Below are 18,748 nucleotides of genomic sequence, written 5' to 3' on the forward strand. Positions count from 1 at the left end.
CCATGGCTAGCATTCGTACACTTTCCTTTGACGCCATCATCGTCGGTGGCGGTGGCGCCGGCATGCGTGCCGCGCTGCAACTGGCCCAGGGCGGCCACAAGACCGCCGTGGTGACCAAGGTCTTCCCGACCCGTTCCCACACCGTATCCGCACAGGGTGGCATCACCTGCGCCATCGCTTCGGCCGATCCGAACGACGATTGGCGTTGGCACATGTACGACACCGTCAAGGGCTCCGACTACATCGGTGACCAGGACGCGATCGAATACATGTGTTCCGTCGGCCCCGAGGCCGTGTTCGAGCTCGAGCACATGGGCCTGCCGTTCTCCCGTACCGAAACCGGCCGCATCTACCAGCGTCCGTTCGGCGGCCAGTCCAAGGACTTCGGCAAGGGTGGCCAGGCCGCCCGTACCTGCGCCGCCGCCGACCGTACCGGCCACGCGCTGCTGCACACCCTGTACCAGGCCAACCTGAAGAATGGCACCTCGTTCCTCAACGAGTGGTACGCGGTCGACCTGGTGAAGAACCAGGACGGCGCGGTGGTCGGCATCATCGCCATCTGCATCGAGACCGGCGAGACCGTCTATATCCGTTCCAAGGCCGTGGTCCTGGCCACTGGCGGTGCCGGCCGTATCTACGCCTCCACCACCAACGCGCTGATCAACACCGGTGACGGCGTGGGCATGGCCCTGCGTGCCGGCGTGCCGGTGCAGGACATCGAGATGTGGCAGTTCCACCCGACCGGCATCGCCGGCGCCGGTGTACTGGTCACCGAAGGTTGCCGCGGCGAAGGCGGTTACCTGATCAACGCCCACGGCGAGCGCTTCATGGAGCGTTATGCGCCGAACGCGAAGGACCTGGCCGGCCGCGACGTGGTCGCCCGTTCCATGGTCAAGGAAGTCCTGGCCGGCAACGGCGTGGGCCCGAACAAGGACCACGTGCTGCTGAAGCTCGACCACCTCGGCGAGGAAGTCCTGCACAGCCGCCTGCCCGGCATCTGCGAACTGTCCAAGACCTTCGCCCACGTCGACCCGGTCGTCGCGCCGATCCCGGTGATCCCGACCTGCCACTACATGATGGGTGGCGTTGCCACCAATATCCATGGCCAGGCCATCACCCAGGACGCCAACGGCAACGACCAGATCGTCGAAGGCCTGTTCGCCGTAGGCGAAGTGGCCTGCGTATCGGTACACGGCGCCAACCGCCTGGGCGGCAACTCGCTGCTCGACCTGGTGGTATTCGGCCGTGCCGCCGGTCTGCACCTGGAAAAAGCGCTGAAAGAGGGCATCGACGCCCGCGGCGCTTCCGAGAGCGACCTGGAAGCCTCCTTCAAGCGCCTGAACGGCGTGAACGAGCGCACCAGCGGCGAAGAAGTCGCTCCGCTCAAGCGCGAGCTGCAAAGCTGCATGCAGAACTACTTCGGTGTGTTCCGCACCGGCGAGTACATGCAGAAGGGTATCGCCCAGCTGGCGGACCTGCGCGAGCGTATCGCCAACGTCAAGATCAACGACAAGAGCCAGGCATTCAACACCGCGCGCATCGAAGCGCTGGAACTGCAAAACCTCCTCGAGGTGGCCGAGGCCACCGCGATCGCGGCCGAGCACCGCAAGGAGTCCCGTGGCGCCCACGCCCGTGAAGACTTCGAGGAGCGCGACGACGAGAACTGGCTGTGCCACACCCTGTACTTCCCGGGTGAGAAGCGCGTATCCAAGCGTTCCGTCAACTTCGCGCCGAAGACCGTTCCGGCATTCGAACCCAAGGTTCGGACTTACTAAGGGTGCCCGCCATGTTGCAAGTGAGTGTTTATCGTTACAACCCCGACAAAGATGCTGCGCCGTACATGCAGGATTTCCAGGTCGACACCAACGGCAAGGACGTGATGGTCCTCGACGTGCTGGCGTTGATCAAGGAACAGGACGAGGGCTTCTCCTACCGTCGTTCCTGCCGTGAAGGCGTCTGCGGCTCCGATGGCATGAACATCAACGGCAAGAACGGCCTGGCCTGCATCACCCCGCTGTCGGCCGCCGGCCTGAAGGGCGGCAAGCTGGTGATCCGTCCGCTGCCCGGCCTGCCGGTCATTCGTGACCTGGTCGTGGACATGAGCATCTTCTACAAGCAATACGAGAAGGTGAAACCGTTCCTGCAGAACGATACGCCGGCCCCTGCCATCGAGCGTCTGCAGACCCCGGAAGAGCGCGAGAAGCTGGACGGCCTGTACGAGTGCATCCTGTGCGCCTGCTGCTCGACCTCCTGCCCGTCCTTCTGGTGGAACCCCGACAAGTTCCTCGGTCCGGCCGCACTGCTGCAAGCCTATCGCTTCCTGGCCGACAGCCGTGACACCAAGACCGAAGAGCGCCTGGCTTCGCTGGACGACCCGTTCAGTGTGTTCCGCTGCCGCGGAATCATGAACTGCGTGAACGTTTGCCCGAAAGGTCTGAACCCGACCAAGGCGATCGGCCACGTGCGTAATATGCTGCTGCAGAGCGGAACCTGATCTTCTCGCAGTTGTTATATGAGTTGTACCTAGCAACACCTGTGGCGCCGGAGTTCTTCCGGCGTCGCAGCAACTAAGCGGGCCAAGCTCACAAAGCCATGGCCCAGATTTGAAAAATATGACCAGCAGGGGCATCCGGGCTGGTACCCGGACTATCTGCGGGATCTGTAGTGGCCATACCGATGTCGCTGCCTGAGGACTTCGGAGCCTTCAAGGTTTCGCCAGGTGGTTGTCCCCTTACCGAGGGTGACCTAGCATGCACGAAAGCGTAATGCAGCGGATGTGGAACAGTGCCCATCTATCCGGTGGTAACGCTGCCTACGTCGAAGAGCTCTACGAGCTCTACCTGCACGACCCTAACGCTGTGCCAGAAGAGTGGCGCACGTATTTCCAGAAGCTTCCCGCCGATGGCAATCCCGCCCCCGACGTCTCGCACTCCACGGTGCGCGATCATTTCGTCCTGCTGGCCAAGAACCAGCGCCGTGCCCAGCCGGTTTCCGCCGGTAGCGTGAGCAGCGAGCACGAGAAGAAGCAGGTCGAAGTCCTTCGTCTCATTCACGCTTACCGTCTCCGCGGCCACCAGGCTTCCACCCTCGACCCGCTCGGCCTGTGGCAGCGTCCCGCGCCTGCCGACCTGTCGATCGACCACTACGGTCTGACGGGTGCCGACCTGGATACCACTTTCCGCACCGGTGAGCTTTACATCGGCAAGGAAGAGGCGACCCTGCGTGAAATCGTCGACAGCCTGAAGAGCACCTATTGCGGTACCTTCGGCGCCGAGTTCATGCACATCGTCGATTCCGAGCAGCGCAAGTGGTTCCTCCAGCGCCTGGAAAGCGTGCGTGGCCGTCCCGGCTTCTCCGCCGAGGCGCGTGCGCACCTGCTCGAGCGCCTGACCGCGGCCGAAGGCCTGGAGAAGTACCTGGGCACCAAGTACCCGGGTACCAAGCGTTTCGGTCTGGAAGGCGGCGAAAGCCTGATCCCGATGGTCGACGAGATCATCCAGCGCTGCGGTTCCTACGGCGCCAAGGAAATCGTCATCGGCATGGCCCACCGCGGTCGCCTGAACGTCCTGGTCAACACCCTGGGCAAGAACCCGCGCGACCTGTTCGACGAGTTCGAAGGCAAGAAGATCGTCGAGCTGGGCTCCGGTGACGTGAAGTACCACCAGGGCTTCTCCTCGAACGTGATGACCAGCGGCGGCGAAGTCCACCTGGCGCTGGCGTTCAACCCGTCCCACCTGGAAATCGTTTCCCCGGTGGTCGAGGGTTCCGTTCGTGCCCGCCAGGACCGCCGCAAGGACAGCTCCGGCGACAAGGTGGTACCGATTTCCATCCACGGCGATGCCGCCTTCGCGGGGCAGGGCGTGGTCATGGAAACCTTCCAGATGTCGCAGACCCGCGCCTACAAGACCGGTGGCACCATCCACCTAGTGATCAACAACCAGGTCGGTTTCACCACCAGCCGCCAGGACGATGCGCGTTCCACCGAGTACGCCACCGACGTGGCGAAGATGATTCAGGCGCCGATCTTCCACGTCAACGGCGACGATCCCGAAGCCGTGCTGTTCGTCACCCAGTTGGCCGTCGACTACCGCATGCAGTTCAAGCGTGACGTGGTCATCGACCTAGTCTGCTACCGTCGCCGCGGCCACAACGAGGCGGATGAGCCGAGCGGCACCCAGCCGCTGATGTACCAGCAGATCGCCAAGCAGCGTACTACCCGCGAGCTGTACGCCGATGCCCTGGTGAGCGCCGGCGTGCTCAGCGCCGAGCAGGTTCAGTCGAAGATCGACGACTACCGCGACGCCCTGGACAACGGCCTGCACGTGGTGAAGAGCCTGGTCAAGGAGCCCAACAAGGAACTGTTCGTCGACTGGCGTCCGTACCTAGGCCATGCCTGGACCGCGCGTCACGACACCCGCTTCGACCTGAAGACTCTGCAGGAGCTGTCCAGCAAGATGCTGGAAGTGCCGGAAGGCTTCGTGGTTCAGCGCCAGGTTTCGAAGATCTACGAAGATCGCCAGAAGATGGCGGCCGGTGGCCTGCCGATCAACTGGGGCTTCGCCGAGACCCTGGCCTACGCGACCCTGCTGTTCGAAGGCCATCCGGTACGGATGACCGGCCAGGACGTCGGCCGTGGCACCTTCTCGCACCGTCACGCGGTGCTGCACAACCAGAAGGACGACTCGGTCTACGTACCGCTGGCCAATCTGTTCGACGGCCAGCCGCGCCTGGATATCTACGATTCCTTCCTTTCGGAAGAGGCCGTGCTGGCGTTCGAATACGGTTTCGCCACCACCACGCCGAATTCGCTGGTGATCTGGGAAGCCCAGTTCGGCGACTTCGCCAACGGCGCCCAGGTAGTCATCGACCAGTTCATCACCAGTGGCGAAAGCAAATGGGGCCGACTCTGCGGCCTGACCATGCTGCTGCCGCACGGCTACGAGGGGCAGGGTCCGGAACACTCCTCCGCGCGCCTGGAGCGCTACCTGCAGCTCTGCGCCGAGCAGAACATCCAGGTCTGCGTGCCGACCACCCCGGCCCAGGTCTACCACATGCTCCGCCGTCAGGTGATCCGCCCGCTGCGCAAGCCGCTGGTGGTGATGACGCCGAAGTCCCTGCTGCGTCACAAGCTCGCCATCTCGACCCTGGAAGATCTGGCCAACGGTTCCTTCCAGACCGTGATCCCGGAAATCGACAGCCTGGATCCGAAGAAGGTCGACCGCGTCGTGCTGTGCAGCGGCAAGGTGTACTACGACCTGCTGGAGAAGCGTCGTGCGGAAGGGCGCGAAGATACCGCGATCGTCCGTATCGAGCAGCTGTATCCGTTCCCGGAAGACGACCTGGCGGAAGTTCTGGCTCCGTACAAGAACCTCAAGCACATCGTCTGGTGCCAGGAAGAGCCGATGAACCAGGGCGCCTGGTTCTGCAGCCAGCATCACATGCGTCGTGTCATCGCCGCGCACAAGAAGGGTCTCAATCTCGAGTACGCCGGCCGCGAAGGCTCCGCTGCTCCGGCTTGCGGCTACGCCTCGATGCACGCCGAGCAGCAGGAAAAACTGCTGCAAGACGCCTTTACTGTTTAACGCCTACGCGCTGAAGAAACCGAATTTAAGGAAACGCACACAATGGCTATCGAAATCAAAGCCCCAACCTTCCCGGAATCGGTCGCCGACGGCACCGTCGCCACCTGGCACAAGAAGCCGGGCGAAGCAGTCAAGCGCGACGAACTGATCGTCGACATCGAGACCGACAAGGTGGTCATCGAGGTTCTCGCCGAGGCTGACGGCGTGCTGGCCGAGATCATCAAGAACGAAGGCGACACCGTTCTGAGCAACGAGCTGCTCGGCAAGCTGAACGAAGGCGGCGCCGCCGCTCCGGCCGCTCCGGCTGCCGCTGCACCCGCTGCCGCTCCGGCTGCCCAGGCCGCCGCTCCGGCCGCCGCTGGCGGCGACGACGCCATCCTGTCCCCGGCCGCACGCAAGCTGGCCGAGGAAGCCGGCATCGATCCGAACAGCATCGCCGGCACCGGCAAGGGCGGTCGCGTGACCAAGGAAGACGTGGTCGCTGCGGTCGAAGCGAAGAAGAACGCCCCGGCCGCCCCGGCCAAGCCTGCCGCCCCGGCTGCCGAGGCGCCGATCTTCGCCGCCGGCGACCGTGTCGAGAAGCGCGTGCCGATGACCCGCCTGCGAGCCAAGGTCGCCGAGCGCCTGGTCGAGGCGCAGTCCGCCATGGCCATGCTGACCACCTTCAACGAGGTCAACATGAAGCCGATCATGGACCTGCGTTCGAAGTACAAGGACCTGTTCGAGAAGAAGCACAACGGTGTGCGCCTGGGCTTCATGTCCTTCTTCGTCAAGGCCGCCACCGAGGCGCTGAAGCGCTTCCCGGGGGTCAACGCTTCCATCGACGGCAACGACATCGTCTACCACGGCTACCAGGACATTGGCGTTGCCGTTTCCAGCGACCGTGGCCTGGTGGTCCCGGTACTGCGTAACGCCGAGTTCATGAGCCTGGCCGAGATCGAAGGCGGCATCGCCAACTTCGGCAAGAAGGCGAAGGAAGGCAAGCTGACCATCGAAGACATGACCGGCGGCACCTTCACCATCTCCAACGGTGGCGTGTTCGGTTCCCTGCTGTCGACTCCGATCGTCAACCCGCCGCAGACCGCCATCCTCGGCATGCACAAGATCCAGGAGCGCCCGATGGCCGTGAACGGCCAGGTGGTGATCCTGCCGATGATGTACCTGGCGCTGTCCTACGACCACCGTCTGATCGACGGCAAGGAAGCGGTGAGCTTCCTGGTGGCGATCAAGGACCTGCTGGAAGATCCGGCTCGCCTGCTGCTGGACGTCTGATTTAGCGTTTCTCTTCACGGCGGCCCCCTCGTGGGGCCGTCCGGTTTCACCCGAATAAGGATTGAGATATGAGCCAGAAATTCGACGTGGTAGTGATTGGTGCCGGCCCCGGCGGTTACGTTGCCGCCATCCGCGCTGCCCAGTTGGGCCTGAAGACCGCCTGCATCGAGAAGTACATCGGCAAGGAAGGCAAGGTGGCGCTCGGCGGTACCTGCCTGAACGTTGGCTGCATCCCGTCCAAGGCGCTGCTGGACAGCTCCTACAAGTACCATGAGGCCAAAGAGGCCTTCAAAGTCCATGGTATCGAAGCCAAGGGCGTCACCATCGACGTTCCGGCGATGGTTGCGCGCAAGGCCAACATCGTCAAGAACCTGACCGGTGGCATCGCCACCCTGTTCAAGGCCAACGGCGTGACCTCCTTCGAAGGCCACGGCAAGCTGCTGGCCAACAAGCAGGTGGAAGTGACCGGCCTGGACGGCAAGACCCAGGTCCTGGAAGCCGAGAACGTGATCATCGCTTCCGGCTCCCGCCCGGTGGAGATCCCGCCGGCCCCGCTGACCGACGACATCATCGTCGATTCCACCGGCGCCCTGGAATTCCAGGCCGTGCCGAAGAAGCTGGGTGTGATCGGCGCCGGCGTCATCGGCCTGGAGCTGGGTTCGGTATGGGCCCGCCTGGGTGCCGAGGTGACCGTGCTGGAAGCCCTGGACAAGTTCCTCCCGGCTGCCGACGAGCAGATCGCCAAGGAAGCCCTGAAGGTCCTGACCAAGCAAGGCCTGAACATTCGCCTGGGTGCCCGCGTGACCGCTTCGGAAGTGAAGAAGAAGCAGGTCACCGTGACCTTCACCGACGCCAACGGCGAGCAGAAGGAAACCTTCGACAAGCTGATCGTCGCGGTCGGCCGTCGCCCGGTGACCACCGACCTGCTGGCCGCCGACAGCGGCGTGACCCTGGACGAGCGTGGCTTCATCTACGTCGACGACCACTGCAAGACCAGCGTTCCGGGCGTCTTCGCCATCGGTGACGTGGTTCGCGGCGCGATGCTTGCGCACAAGGCCTCGGAAGAGGGCGTGATGGTCGCCGAGCGCATCGCCGGCCACAAGGCGCAGATGAACTACGACCTGATTCCGTCGGTCATCTACACCCACCCGGAAATTGCCTGGGTCGGCAAGACCGAGCAGACCCTCAAGGCCGAGGGCGTCGAAGTCAACGTCGGCACCTTCCCGTTCGCCGCCAGCGGTCGCGCGATGGCTGCCAACGACACCACCGGCCTGGTCAAGGTCATCGCCGATGCGAAGACCGACCGCGTGCTGGGCGTCCACGTGATCGGCCCGAGCGCCGCCGAGCTGGTACAGCAAGGCGCGATCGGCATGGAATTCGGCACCAGCGCCGAAGACCTGGGCATGATGGTCTTCTCCCACCCGACGCTGTCCGAAGCCCTGCACGAAGCTGCCCTGGCGGTGAATGGCCATGCCATCCACATCGCCAACCGCAAGAAGCGCTGAGTGATCCGACGCCCCGGTTCACGCCAGGGGCGTCACAGCGACGCGGGACGCGTCGTCCGTCAGGCCAGGACAGGTTCCTGGCCTTGTCGGGTCCGGGTTCTGTAGAATCCACGGTTTGCCGCCTGCGTCGGGATGCCGCAGGCGGCAGACTTTCAGAAGAACCACGGCGGGTGAGCGCCGGCGACCGTTGCGAGGTGGCCGCGGGCGTATGCCGCCGGACTGTTTTTTCGCGAGCCGGGTGGTTCGCGAAACGACGGTCACAGGTGGTGGGGCGCCACGAGCGCTCCGCCGAAATGCGCAATACCTAGACGAATAACGGTAGACAAGCATGAATCTCCACGAATATCAGGGTAAGCAGCTGTTCGCTGAATACGGCCTGCCTGTATCCAAGGGCTTTGCCGTAGACACCCCCGAAGAGGCCGCAGAAGCCTGCGACAAGATCGGCGGCAGCGAGTGGGTCGTCAAAGCTCAGGTGCACGCCGGCGGCCGCGGCAAAGCGGGCGGTGTGAAGCTGGTGAAGAGCAAAGAGGACGCCAAGGCGTTCGCCCAGCAGTGGCTGGGCAAGAACCTGGTGACCTACCAGACCGACGCCAACGGCCAGCCGGTCAGCAAGATCCTGGTGGAGTCCTGCACCGACATCGACAAGGAGCTGTACCTCGGCGCCGTCGTCGATCGTTCCAGCCGCCGCATCGTGTTCATGGCTTCCACCGAAGGTGGCGTGGACATCGAGAAGGTCGCCCACGACACTCCCGAGAAGATTCTCAAGGCCACCATCGACCCGCTGGTCGGCGCACAGCCGTACCAGGGCCGCGAACTGGCCTTCCAGCTGGGCCTGAAGGGCGACCAGATCAAGCAGTTCACCCATATCTTCGTCGGCCTGGCGAAGCTGTTCCAGGACTACGACCTGGCCCTGCTGGAAGTGAACCCGCTGGTGATCAAGAAAGACGGCAACCTGCACTGCCTGGATGCCAAGATCAACATCGACAGCAACGCCCTGTACCGTCAGCCGAAGCTGCGCGCCATGCACGACCCGTCCCAGGACGACGCCCGTGAAGCCCATGCGCAGAAGTGGGAGCTGAACTACGTCGCGCTGGAAGGCAACATCGGCTGCATGGTCAACGGCGCCGGCCTGGCCATGGGTACCATGGACATCGTCAACCTGCACGGCGGCAAGCCGGCCAACTTCCTCGACGTTGGCGGCGGGGCGACCAAGGAGCGCGTGACCGAAGCGTTCAAGATCATCCTGTCCGACAGCAACGTGAAGGCTGTCCTGGTGAACATCTTCGGCGGCATCGTGCGTTGCGACATGATCGCCGAAGGCATCATCGGCGCCGTCAAAGAAGTCGGCGTGAAGGTTCCGGTTGTCGTCCGCCTGGAAGGCAACAACGCTGAACTGGGTGCCAAGGTCCTGGCCGAAAGCGGCCTGAACATCATCGCGGCAACCAGCCTGACCGACGCTGCCCAGCAAGTCGTCAAGGCCGCGGAGGGTAAGTAATGAGCGTCCTGATCAACAAAGACACCAAAGTCATCTGCCAAGGCTTCACCGGTAGCCAGGGCACCTTCCACTCCGAACAGGCCATCGCCTACGGCACCAAGATGGTCGGCGGCGTGACCCCCGGCAAGGGCGGCACCACCCACCTCGGCCTGCCGGTGTTCAACACCGTCAAGGAAGCCGTGGAAGCCACCGGCGCCGAAGCCTCGGTCATCTACGTTCCGGCTCCGTTCTGCAAGGACTCGATCCTGGAAGCGGCATTCGGCGGCATCAAGCTGATCGTCTGCATCACCGAAGGCATCCCGACCCTCGACATGCTGGACGCCAAGGTCAAGTGCGATGAACTGGGCGTACGCCTGATCGGCCCGAACTGCCCGGGCGTGATCACTCCCGGCGAGTGCAAGATCGGCATCATGCCGGGCCACATCCACCTGCCGGGCAAGGTAGGCATCGTGTCGCGTTCCGGCACCCTGACCTACGAAGCCGTGAAGCAGACCACCGATGCCGGCTTCGGCCAGTCCACCTGCGTGGGCATCGGCGGTGACCCGATCCCGGGCTCCAACTTCATCGACATCCTGAAGCTGTTCCAGGAAGACCCGCAGACCGAAGCCATCGTCATGATCGGCGAGATCGGCGGTTCCGCCGAAGAAGAAGCCGCGGCCTTCATCAAGGCCAACGTGACCAAGCCGGTGGTGTCCTACATCGCTGGCGTGACTGCCCCTCCGGGCAAGCGCATGGGCCACGCCGGCGCCATCATCTCCGGCGGCAAGGGCACCGCGGACGAGAAGTTCGCCGCCCTGCAGGACGCCGGTGTGAAGACCGTGCGTTCCCTGGCCGACATCGGCAAGGCCCTGGCCGAGCTGACCGGTTGGGAAGTGAAGAAGGCCTGATTTCCCGGGTTTTCTGAGTTCCAGGACGAAGGCCACCGCCTCACAGCGGTGGCCTTCGTCGTTCTATCGCATCCGTCAAACGAATGTTGCCGCGATGCGCTATCATTGCCAGCGGTTCGTGTCCGACAAAACCCCGGGCGCGCCAAGCATCATCCCGCAGGCCAGCGCGCCTGCAGCTATAACGCCACATGGCCCTCAAAAGGGGTCGGGCGGCTTGACCGGTCCTCCTCATCCGGAAGGACGATGTTTCCTAACACCCCCAAAGGGAAACCCCGAACAACCGAGACTTCTGCCAGTGGTACATCCTCCTATGACTCATTTGAAAGGGTTCGACCTGCTCGCCCTTGGCTTCATGACGTTCGCGCTTTTTCTCGGCGCGGGTAACATCATCTTTCCTCCCAGTGCCGGCATGGCGGCGGGCGAACACGTATGGAGCGCGGCTTTCGGCTTCCTCCTTACCGGTGTCGGCCTGCCGTTGCTGACGGTGGTCGCCCTGGCCCGGGTCGGAGGCGGTATTGGCCGCCTGACCCAGCCGATCGGGCGGCGCGCGGGAGTGGCGTTCGCCATCGCCGTCTATCTTGCCATCGGCCCGCTGTTCGCCACCCCGCGTACAGCCGTGGTGTCCTTCGAGATGGGCGTCGCGCCTTTCACCGGGGACGGCGGCGCGCCGTTGCTCGTCTATACCGTCGCTTACTTCTCCGTGGTTCTGTTCCTGGTGCTGAACCCGGGTCGCCTTGTCGACCGGGTCGGAAAGGTCATCACGCCGGTGCTGCTGTCGGCCCTGCTGGTCCTTGGCGGCGCGGCGATCTTCGCGCCGGCGGGAGAGATCGGCAGCAGTTCCGGCGAGTACCAGAGCGCGCCCCTGGTGCAGGGCTTCCTGCAGGGCTACCTGACCATGGATACCCTCGGCGCCCTGGTCTTCGGTATCGTCATCGCCACCGCCATTCGCGACCGCGGCATCAGCGACAGCCGGCTGGTCACGCGCTATTCCATGATCGCCGGGGTCATCGCCGCCACCGGCCTGTCGCTGGTCTACCTGGCGCTGTTCTATCTTGGCGCCACCAGCCAGGGCATCGCCGGCGACGCCCAGAATGGCGTACAGATCCTCACCGCCTATGTGCAGCAGACCTTTGGCGTTTCCGGCAGTCTGTTGCTGGCGGTGGTCATCACCCTGGCCTGCCTGACCACGGCGGTAGGGCTGATCACGGCGTGCGGCGAGTTCTTCAGCGACCTGCTGCCGGTTTCGTACAAGACAGTGGTGATCGTGTTCTCGCTGTTCAGCCTGCTGGTCGCCAACCAGGGACTGACCCAGTTGATCAGCCTTTCGGTACCGGTTCTGGTGGGACTTTATCCGCTCGCCATCGTGCTGATCGCCCTGAGCCTGTTCGACCGGCTCTGGGTGTCGGCCCCACGGGTATTCGTGCCGGTGATGATCGTCGCGCTGGTCTTCGGCATCGTCGACGGGCTGGGGGCGGCCAAGCTGAACGGGTGGGTGCCGGACGTCTTCGCCAAGCTTCCGCTCGCCGATCAGAGCCTTGGCTGGCTGCTGCCGGTATCCATTGCGCTGGTCCTGGCAGTCGTTTGCGATCGGCTACTGGGCAAGCCGCGCGAAGCGGTCGCCTGAGACGTCAGGCGAACCCCAGGAAGGCCGCCTCCGGGCGGCCTTTTTCATGAGCCGACGAAAGTCGTGTCCTGGCCGCGGCGAGCGGCGTCCCAACGGCGCGAAACAACGGCGGGGCGATTCCCGGCCGGCTCAAGAGGGAGTTTTCATGACCGCCGAACTCGGCATTTTTAACGGGCACCTGCTGCAACACCTGCTGGCGGCGCTCTGGTTCCTGTTCTGCTGGGTGGGCTACACCCGCTACGCAACCTGGAAGGGCCGCGACACCGCCTGCCTGGCCAGCGTCCTGCACCTCTACCGGGAGGACTGGATGCGCCGGTTGCTGCTGCGCGACAACCGTATCGCCGACGCCAGCGTGATCGGCAACCTGGAGCGTAACGCGTCGTTCTTCGCCTCCAGCACGCTGATCATCCTCGCCGGCATCCTCACCCTGCTGGGCTCCACCGATCGCGCCGTCTCGGTACTGGCCGACCTGCCGTTCGTGGAGGAGGCCAGCCGGGGACTGTCGGAACTGAAGCTGCTGTGCCTGGCAGTGGTCTTCGTCTATGCCTTCTTCACCTTCAGCTGGTGCATGCGCCAATACAACTTCGCGGCGATCCTGGTCGGCTCGGCACCGATGATCGGCGAGCGCAACGTCGGCGAGCTGGAGCGCAAATCCTTTGCCGAGCGTGCCGCCCGGGTCATCTCGCTGGCGGCCAACCAGTTCAACTTCGGCTTGCGCTCGTACTATTTCGGCCTGGCCATGCTCGCCTGGTTCATCAATTCTTGGTTCTTCATGCTGGTGACGGCCGGCGTGGTACTGGTCCTGTATCGCCGCGAATTCCATTCGGACGTGCTGGAGGTGATGGTCTACACCGAGACCGCAATCGCCGAAAGTCCGCGGGAAGGCGAGGGCGAGGTGCCCAGGGGCTGAACCTGGGCATGAAAAAGCCCGCTTGCGCGGGCTCTTTCAGGGTACGTCAACGAGAACTTATTGCTGGTTCTGTTGCGGTTGCTCCGGAGTCGGTGCCGGAGTCTGCGGGGTTGCCGGAGTGTCGCTCGACGGCGCCGGGGCGCTGGGCTCGGCAGGGGGAGTAGCCGGAGCGCTCGGCTGGGTCTCGGTAGCCGGAGCTGCCGGGGCCGCTGCCTTGTCTTCCTCTTTCTTGTCGCAAGCGGCCAGGCCAAGGCTGGCAGCGAGCAGCAGGGCAAGAGTTACGGTCTTTTTCATCGTTTAGCCTCCATGTGCGGCTTTCCTCGTTGTAGCCCTTTGAACATTTGCGCTGGCGTGAAGTTCCACACACTTCGACTATTTCGATCGTTATGTCCAAAACCCCGGCTGCCGGGGCTTTGGCGGCAAGGTATGATTCGCCCTCCAGAAAACTCCCAGCAAGGTCGCCGTCATGTCGGAAAATCCTCTGCTCGAGCGCGCCCGGCGCTTTCTCTCGGCCTTGCGTCATTGCCAGGTGCTGGGGTTGACGGTCGAGGCCGCCGACGAGAAAGGACTGACCCTGCGCCTGCCCTACAGCCAGGCGATCATCGGCAACCCGGAAAGCGGGGTCGTCCACGGCGGCGCGATCACCACCCTGATGGACACCACCTGCGGTATTTCCACGGTCTGCGTGCTGCCGGAATTCGAGATCTGCCCGACGCTCGACCTGCGCATCGACTACATGCATCCCGCCGAACCGCACAAGGATGTCTATGGCTTCGCCGAGTGCTACCGGGTCACGCCGAACGTGATCTTCACCCGCGGTTTCGCCTACCAGGATGATCCGGGCCAGCCCATCGCCCATGTCGTCGGCGCCTTCATGCGCATGGGCGGTTCGGCCCGTGCCGGGGCGGCCAGGCCGACCGCGCAGGGAGGTGCGGCATGAGCCCGACCAGCCTCGAGCAACTGGTCCGCGACGCGCGCCGGAACAACGACTACAGCCCGCTGGTGGAGCTGATCCCGTACGCCAAGCTGCTCGGCATCGAATGCCTGCGCCTGGGCGACGACATGGTCTTCCGCCTGCCGGCGAACAAGGACAACATCGGCAACCCGACCCTGCCGGCCATCCATGGCGGCGTGATCGCCGGCTTCATGGAGCATGCGGCGATGTTGCACCTGCTGACCTTCATGAGCATTCCGCACCTGCCGAAGATCATCGATTTCTCCATCGATTACCTGCGTGCCGGGCACTTCCGCGATACCTATGCGCAATGCCAGGTCTGGCGCCAGGGGCGGCGGGTGGCGAACGTCGCGATCAACGCCTGGCAGACCACCCAGGGCGAGCCCATCGCCACCGCGCGGGCGCATTTCAAGGTGGACGAGCCGTGAGTCGTACGCTGCGGAAAGGGGGCTGAGGATATCGCGATGGATGCCTTGCTGATTCTGGGCGGCCTGTTGCTGATGGTCGCCGGCTATATCTGGGTCATCGTCCTGGCCTTCGGTACCGGTCTGCTGTGGGGTTACGGCAGCCTTTTCCCGCCGGTGGCGCTGGCCTACATCGGCGTGCACTGGCGTACGGCGCGCAAGGGCGTCGGACTGGCCGCGCTGGGTTGCATCCCGCTGGTGGTCGGCCTGGCGCTGCTGGCCAGCCACGATGCTGCACGACTGGAGGCGATCCTCAGCCTGCGCTGGCTGAAGCCGGAGGCCAGGCCGCCGGCGGAACTGGCCATCGCGCTCAGCGGGGAGTTCAACGGCAAGCCTTTCGCACCGCAGAGCGGCGAGTTGATCGGCGGCGTGCTGAGCCTGCGCCAGGGGCACGATTTCTACGCCCAGCGCGAGCTGCAGATCCGCCTTCCGGCACAGCCGCTCGGGGCGCTGCGCCTGGACGTGCTGCCCGAGGACGGCGGCGCGTTGCCAGAAGTCGAGCTGAGCTGGCTGCAACCGGAGCAGGACCTGCCCGAGGCGCGTCGTCTCCTGCGTGGCTATACCTTGCACCTGGACCTGCGGCCCAAGGCGCCGAACCGCCTGGAGGGCGAGTTCCACCTGAGCCTGCCGAGCGACTACCGGACCACCCTCAGCGGTCACGTCGAGCTGTATACCGACCGGCTGCGCTATCGGCACGGCAAGGTCGACCTGGGCTACGACTCCGACGATACCCTGGCCCTGGTCTTGCGCGACTATCTGCAGCGACGTTTCGCCAGCCGCGACGTCAGCCTCGTGCGGGCGCCGTCCTGGCGCGCGGCCAGCCATGCGCGGCCGCTGCGTATCGAGGCCCTGGTGGCCGGCCAGGCTCAGGTGCTGGAGCTGACGCTGGAGAAGAACGCCCGGCGGGAGTGGACGGTGCGCGGCGACGCGTTCCCCGCCTTGCCGGCGGAGCCTGCGACCGTGGCCGCGGCGGCGCCGCCCGAGCCGCAGGCGCTGCCGGCGCCGGGCAACGCCACCCTCGACCTGGAGCTGGTCCAGGTCGAACCGCAGCGCTACAGCCAGCGCCTGGTCAAGGCCACTACGGTACGCGGGCGTATCGCCGAGGGCCGTTTCACCGGCCTCGACAGCGAGGGACGCCTGGTGATCCGCCGGGAAATGCCCGGTGCGGGGGAGGCGAGCTACCTGTTGCGCCCGGCGGAGATCGCCCGTCTCGAACTGCTCGAACGCTAGTCGTCGCACGACGGTGTGCGGTTTTTTCGCATAAGCGCTTGAAAAGCCGGGAGAAGGCCCCACCTAGGGGACATCCGCCGTGGTACGCGGCTTATGTCATTGATGGAGCTTGGAGCGATGAGCGTGGAAACCCAAAAAGAGACACTGGGCTTTCAGACTGAAGTGAAGCAACTGCTTCACCTGATGATTCATTCTCTCTATTCGAACAAGGAAATCTTCCTCCGCGAACTGATTTCCAACGCCTCGGACGCCGCCGACAAGCTGCGTTTCGAAGCCCTGGCCAATCCCGAGCTGCTCGAGGGCGGTGCCGAGCTGAAGATCCGCGTCAGCTTCGACAAGGAAGCCAACACCGTCACCCTGGAAGACAACGGCATCGGCATGAGCCGCGAGGATGTGGTGACCCACCTGGGCACCATCGCCAAGTCCGGGACCGCCGACTTCCTGAAGAACTTGTCTGGCGACCAGAAGAAGGATTCGCACCTGATCGGCCAGTTCGGCGTCGGTTTCTACAGCGCCTTCATCGTCGCCGACAAGGTCGATGTCTACTCCCGTCGCGCCGGCCAGCCGGCCAGCGAAGGGGTGCACTGGTCGTCGAAGGGCGAGGGCGAGTTCGACGTCGCCACCATCGACAAGCCCGAGCGCGGCACCCGCATCGTCCTCCACCTGAAAAAGGGCGAGGAGGAGTTCGCCGATGGCTGGCGCCTGCGCAACGTAATCAAGAAATACTCCGATCACATCGCCCTGCCGATCGAACTGCCCAAGGAATTCCATGGCGAAGAGGCCGACAAGCCCGCCGAGCCGGAATGGGAAACGGTCAACCGCGCCAGCGCGCTGTGGACCCGTCCGCGCGCCGAGGTGAAGGACGAGGAATACCAGGAGTTCTACAAGCACGTCGCCCATGACTTCGAGAACCCGCTGAGCTGGAGCCACAACAAGGTCGAAGGCAAGCTGGAATACACCTCGCTGCTCTATGTGCCGGGCCGCGCGCCGTTCGACCTGTACCATCGCGAAGCGCCACGGGGCCTGAAGCTGTACGTACAGCGCGTGTTCATCATGGACCAGGCCGACGAGTTCCTGCCGCTGTACCTGCGCTTCATCAAGGGTGTGGTCGACTCCAATGACCTGTCGCTGAACGTCTCCCGGGAAATCCTGCAGAAGGATCCGGTGATCGACTCCATGAAGTCGGCGTTGACCAAGCGCGTGCTGGACATGCTGGAGAAGCTGGCGAAGAACGAGCCGGAGCAGTACAAGACCTTCTGGAAGAACTTCGGTCAGGTTCTCAAGGAAGGTCCGGCGGAGGACTTCGGCAACAAGGAGAAGATCGCCGGACTGCTGCGCTTCGCCTCCACTGGCGACGATTCGGGCGAGCAGAGCGTAGCGCTGGCCGACTACATCGGTCGGATGAAGGAAGGCCAGGACAAGATCTACTACCTCACCGGCGAGAGCTATTCGCAGGTGAAGAACAGCCCGCACCTGGAAGTCTTCCGCAAGAAGGGCATCGAGGTGCTGCTGCTCACCGACCGCATCGACGAGTGGCTGATGAGCTACCTGCCGGAGTTCGACGGCAAGCAGTTCGTCGATGTCGCCCGCGGCGACCTGGACCTGGGCAGCCTGGACTCGGAAGAGGACAAGAAGGCCCAGGAAGAAGTCGCCAAGAGCAAGGAAGGCCTGATCGAGCGCCTGAAGAAGGTGCTCGACGAGCAGGTCAGCGAAGTCCGCGTTTCCCACCGCCTGACCGATTCGCCGGCGATCCTCGCCATCGGCGAACAGGACCTTGGCCTGCAGATGCGCCAGATCCTCGAGGCCAGCGGGCAGAAAGTGCCGGACTCGAAGCCGATCTTCGAGATCAACCCGCAGCATCCGCTGATCGAGAAGCTGGATGCGGAGCCGGACGAGGACCGCTTCGGCGAGCTGTCGCATATTCTCTTCGACCAGGCCGCCCTGGCCGCGGGGGACAGCCTCAAGGATCCGGGCGCCTACGTACGCCGACTGAACAAGCTGCTGGTGGAGCTGTCCGCTTAAGCAGTAGCCCCGACAAAGCCCGCTTCGGCGGGCTTTGTCTTTTCCAACTCTCGCAGGAGCAGTACCCATGAGTGAGATTCGTGTAGAGCCGGTCGCCTACGACATCGATGGGCAGCCGTACGAAGGTCAACTGGTGTACGACGCCAGCCACGCGGGGCCGCGCCCGGGCCTGCTGATGGCGCCGAACTGGATGGGCGTGAGCGCCGCCGCGCTGGACATCGCCCGGCAGGTCGCCGGCCGTGGGCACGTGGTGCTGGTCGCGGACCTCTACGGCAGGGACGTGCGTCCGCAGAACGGCGACGAGGCGGGCGCGGCGATGATGCCGCTGAAGAACGACCGGGCCCTGCTGCGCAAGCGCATGCAGGCAGCGCTGGCGGCCTTGCGCGGACAGGCGCTCGCGGCGGTCGATACGACCCGCCAGGCCGCCTTCGGTTTCTGCTTCGGCGGTTGCTGCGCGCTGGAGCTGGCTCGCGACGGCGCCGAGCTGAAGGCCTTCGTGTCCTTCCATGGCACCCTGGATACGCCGGACCCGGCGCATGCCAGGAACATCAAGGGCGCGGTCCTGGTCCTCGACGGCGCCTCCGATCCGCTGGTGCCGCGCGAGCAGTTGCCGGCCTTCGCCAGGGAGATGACCGATGCCGGCGTCGACTGGCAACTGACCAGCTACGGCGGCGCGGTGCATTCCTTCACCGATCCGAACGCCAAGCTGCCGGGCAAGATGCACTATGACGCCAGGACCTCCCGGCGTGCCTTCCAGGCGATGGACGACCTGCTGGCGGAAGTCTTCGCCTGAGACCGCCGG

General features: G+C 64.4%; 15 protein-coding genes. 14 read left to right on the forward strand and 1 reads right to left on the reverse strand.

All coding sequences use genetic code 11. From position 1 onward, the window contains the following. Nucleotides 1-2: 2 nt before the first annotated feature. The 9 genes from sdhA (at nt 3) to HMPREF2886_RS06980 (ending at nt 13,275) form a co-directional block, all read left to right on the forward strand. On the forward strand, nt 3-1,775 hold the full coding sequence (gene sdhA / locus HMPREF2886_RS06940) for a succinate dehydrogenase flavoprotein subunit (RefSeq protein WP_003087407.1): 1,773 nt from the start codon (nt 3-5) through the stop codon (nt 1,773-1,775). Nucleotides 1,776-1,786: 11 nt separating this feature from the next. Further along, nucleotides 1,787-2,494 carry a succinate dehydrogenase iron-sulfur subunit gene (locus HMPREF2886_RS06945; protein WP_003087410.1) on the forward strand — a complete coding sequence of 236 codons (708 nt, stop codon included), beginning with the start codon at nt 1,787-1,789 and terminating at the stop codon, nt 2,492-2,494. 256 nt (nt 2,495-2,750) lie between these two features. Next, nucleotides 2,751-5,582, forward strand: a complete 2,832-nt coding sequence (locus HMPREF2886_RS06950) for a 2-oxoglutarate dehydrogenase E1 component (protein WP_031755752.1) — start codon at nt 2,751-2,753, stop codon at nt 5,580-5,582. A 42-nt stretch (nt 5,583-5,624) separates the two neighbouring features. Then, the gene (gene odhB, locus HMPREF2886_RS06955; RefSeq protein WP_003114264.1) at nt 5,625-6,854 is read left to right on the forward strand and encodes a 2-oxoglutarate dehydrogenase complex dihydrolipoyllysine-residue succinyltransferase; all 1,230 of its coding nucleotides are present in this window, start codon (nt 5,625-5,627) and stop codon (nt 6,852-6,854) included. A 68-nt stretch (nt 6,855-6,922) separates the two neighbouring features. After that, a complete protein-coding gene (lpdA, locus tag HMPREF2886_RS06960) occupies nt 6,923-8,359 on the forward strand; it encodes a dihydrolipoyl dehydrogenase (protein ID WP_003087422.1) in 1,437 nt (478 codons plus the stop codon). A gap of 328 nt (nt 8,360-8,687) precedes the next feature. Next, nucleotides 8,688-9,854 (forward strand): ADP-forming succinate--CoA ligase subunit beta, encoded by a 1,167-nt coding sequence (gene sucC, locus HMPREF2886_RS06965; RefSeq protein ID WP_003087425.1) that lies wholly within the window; start codon nt 8,688-8,690, stop codon nt 9,852-9,854. Next, nucleotides 9,854-10,741: a succinate--CoA ligase subunit alpha gene (gene sucD / locus HMPREF2886_RS06970; RefSeq protein ID WP_003087428.1), complete on the forward strand. Its 888-nt coding sequence runs from the start codon at nt 9,854-9,856 to the stop codon at nt 10,739-10,741. The genes sucC and sucD overlap by 1 nt, the downstream gene beginning before the upstream one ends. 310 nt (nt 10,742-11,051) lie before the next feature. Then, a complete protein-coding gene (brnQ, locus tag HMPREF2886_RS06975) occupies nt 11,052-12,365 on the forward strand; it encodes a branched-chain amino acid transport system II carrier protein (RefSeq protein ID WP_033973265.1) in 1,314 nt (437 codons plus the stop codon). Nucleotides 12,366-12,510: 145 nt separating this feature from the next. Next, complete coding sequence (locus HMPREF2886_RS06980; RefSeq protein ID WP_003106486.1) at nt 12,511-13,275, forward strand: DUF599 domain-containing protein; 765 nt, start codon at nt 12,511-12,513, stop codon at nt 13,273-13,275. Between the two features lie 57 nt (nt 13,276-13,332). Here HMPREF2886_RS06980 and HMPREF2886_RS06985 read toward each other — a convergent pair whose 3' ends face one another. Then, nucleotides 13,333-13,569: a hypothetical protein gene (locus tag HMPREF2886_RS06985; RefSeq protein WP_003087435.1), complete on the reverse strand. Its 237-nt coding sequence runs from the start codon at nt 13,567-13,569 to the stop codon at nt 13,333-13,335. Nucleotides 13,570-13,741: 172 nt separating this feature from the next. Here HMPREF2886_RS06985 and HMPREF2886_RS06990 point away from each other — a divergent pair, with 172 nt between their 5' ends. The 5 genes from HMPREF2886_RS06990 (at nt 13,742) to HMPREF2886_RS07010 (ending at nt 18,739) form a co-directional block, all read left to right on the forward strand. Continuing rightward, nucleotides 13,742-14,215: a PaaI family thioesterase gene (locus tag HMPREF2886_RS06990; protein ID WP_033973257.1), complete on the forward strand. Its 474-nt coding sequence runs from the start codon at nt 13,742-13,744 to the stop codon at nt 14,213-14,215. Then, the gene (locus HMPREF2886_RS06995; protein WP_003087441.1) at nt 14,212-14,658 is read left to right on the forward strand and encodes a PaaI family thioesterase; all 447 of its coding nucleotides are present in this window, start codon (nt 14,212-14,214) and stop codon (nt 14,656-14,658) included. Before HMPREF2886_RS06990 ends, HMPREF2886_RS06995 begins: the two co-directional genes overlap by 4 nt. Before the next feature lie 36 nt (nt 14,659-14,694). After that, entirely contained in the window at nt 14,695-15,924 is a 1,230-nt protein-coding gene (locus HMPREF2886_RS07000) for a hypothetical protein (protein WP_023112541.1), read from the forward strand. 117 nt (nt 15,925-16,041) lie between these two features. Further along, entirely contained in the window at nt 16,042-17,946 is a 1,905-nt protein-coding gene (gene htpG, locus HMPREF2886_RS07005) for a molecular chaperone HtpG (RefSeq protein ID WP_003087446.1), read from the forward strand. Between the two features lie 67 nt (nt 17,947-18,013). Then, nucleotides 18,014-18,739, forward strand: coding sequence for a dienelactone hydrolase family protein (locus HMPREF2886_RS07010; protein WP_003114260.1), 726 nt, complete (start codon nt 18,014-18,016; stop codon nt 18,737-18,739). Nucleotides 18,740-18,748: the final 9 nt, after the last annotated feature.

Source organism: Pseudomonas sp. HMSC066A08, from assembly GCF_001813025.1.
Taxonomy (GTDB): domain Bacteria; phylum Pseudomonadota; class Gammaproteobacteria; order Pseudomonadales; family Pseudomonadaceae; genus Pseudomonas; species Pseudomonas aeruginosa.

What these genes read in the sequence shown, in the direction of transcription:
- sdhA (WP_003087407.1), top strand. Translation starts at nt 3, where the DNA reads ATGGCTAGCATTCGTACACTTTCCTTTGACGCCATCATCGTCGGTGGC.
- HMPREF2886_RS06945 (WP_003087410.1), top strand. Translation starts at nt 1,787, where the DNA reads ATGTTGCAAGTGAGTGTTTATCGTTACAACCCCGACAAAGATGCTGCG.
- HMPREF2886_RS06950 (WP_031755752.1), top strand. Translation starts at nt 2,751, where the DNA reads ATGCACGAAAGCGTAATGCAGCGGATGTGGAACAGTGCCCATCTATCC.
- odhB (WP_003114264.1), top strand. Translation starts at nt 5,625, where the DNA reads ATGGCTATCGAAATCAAAGCCCCAACCTTCCCGGAATCGGTCGCCGAC.
- lpdA (WP_003087422.1), top strand. Translation starts at nt 6,923, where the DNA reads ATGAGCCAGAAATTCGACGTGGTAGTGATTGGTGCCGGCCCCGGCGGT.
- sucC (WP_003087425.1), top strand. Translation starts at nt 8,688, where the DNA reads ATGAATCTCCACGAATATCAGGGTAAGCAGCTGTTCGCTGAATACGGC.
- sucD (WP_003087428.1), top strand. Translation starts at nt 9,854, where the DNA reads ATGAGCGTCCTGATCAACAAAGACACCAAAGTCATCTGCCAAGGCTTC.
- brnQ (WP_033973265.1), top strand. Translation starts at nt 11,052, where the DNA reads ATGACTCATTTGAAAGGGTTCGACCTGCTCGCCCTTGGCTTCATGACG.
- HMPREF2886_RS06980 (WP_003106486.1), top strand. Translation starts at nt 12,511, where the DNA reads ATGACCGCCGAACTCGGCATTTTTAACGGGCACCTGCTGCAACACCTG.
- HMPREF2886_RS06985 (WP_003087435.1), bottom strand. Translation starts at nt 13,569, where the DNA reads ATGAAAAAGACCGTAACTCTTGCCCTGCTGCTCGCTGCCAGCCTTGGC.
- HMPREF2886_RS06990 (WP_033973257.1), top strand. Translation starts at nt 13,742, where the DNA reads ATGTCGGAAAATCCTCTGCTCGAGCGCGCCCGGCGCTTTCTCTCGGCC.
- HMPREF2886_RS06995 (WP_003087441.1), top strand. Translation starts at nt 14,212, where the DNA reads ATGAGCCCGACCAGCCTCGAGCAACTGGTCCGCGACGCGCGCCGGAAC.
- HMPREF2886_RS07000 (WP_023112541.1), top strand. Translation starts at nt 14,695, where the DNA reads ATGGATGCCTTGCTGATTCTGGGCGGCCTGTTGCTGATGGTCGCCGGC.
- htpG (WP_003087446.1), top strand. Translation starts at nt 16,042, where the DNA reads ATGAGCGTGGAAACCCAAAAAGAGACACTGGGCTTTCAGACTGAAGTG.
- HMPREF2886_RS07010 (WP_003114260.1), top strand. Translation starts at nt 18,014, where the DNA reads ATGAGTGAGATTCGTGTAGAGCCGGTCGCCTACGACATCGATGGGCAG.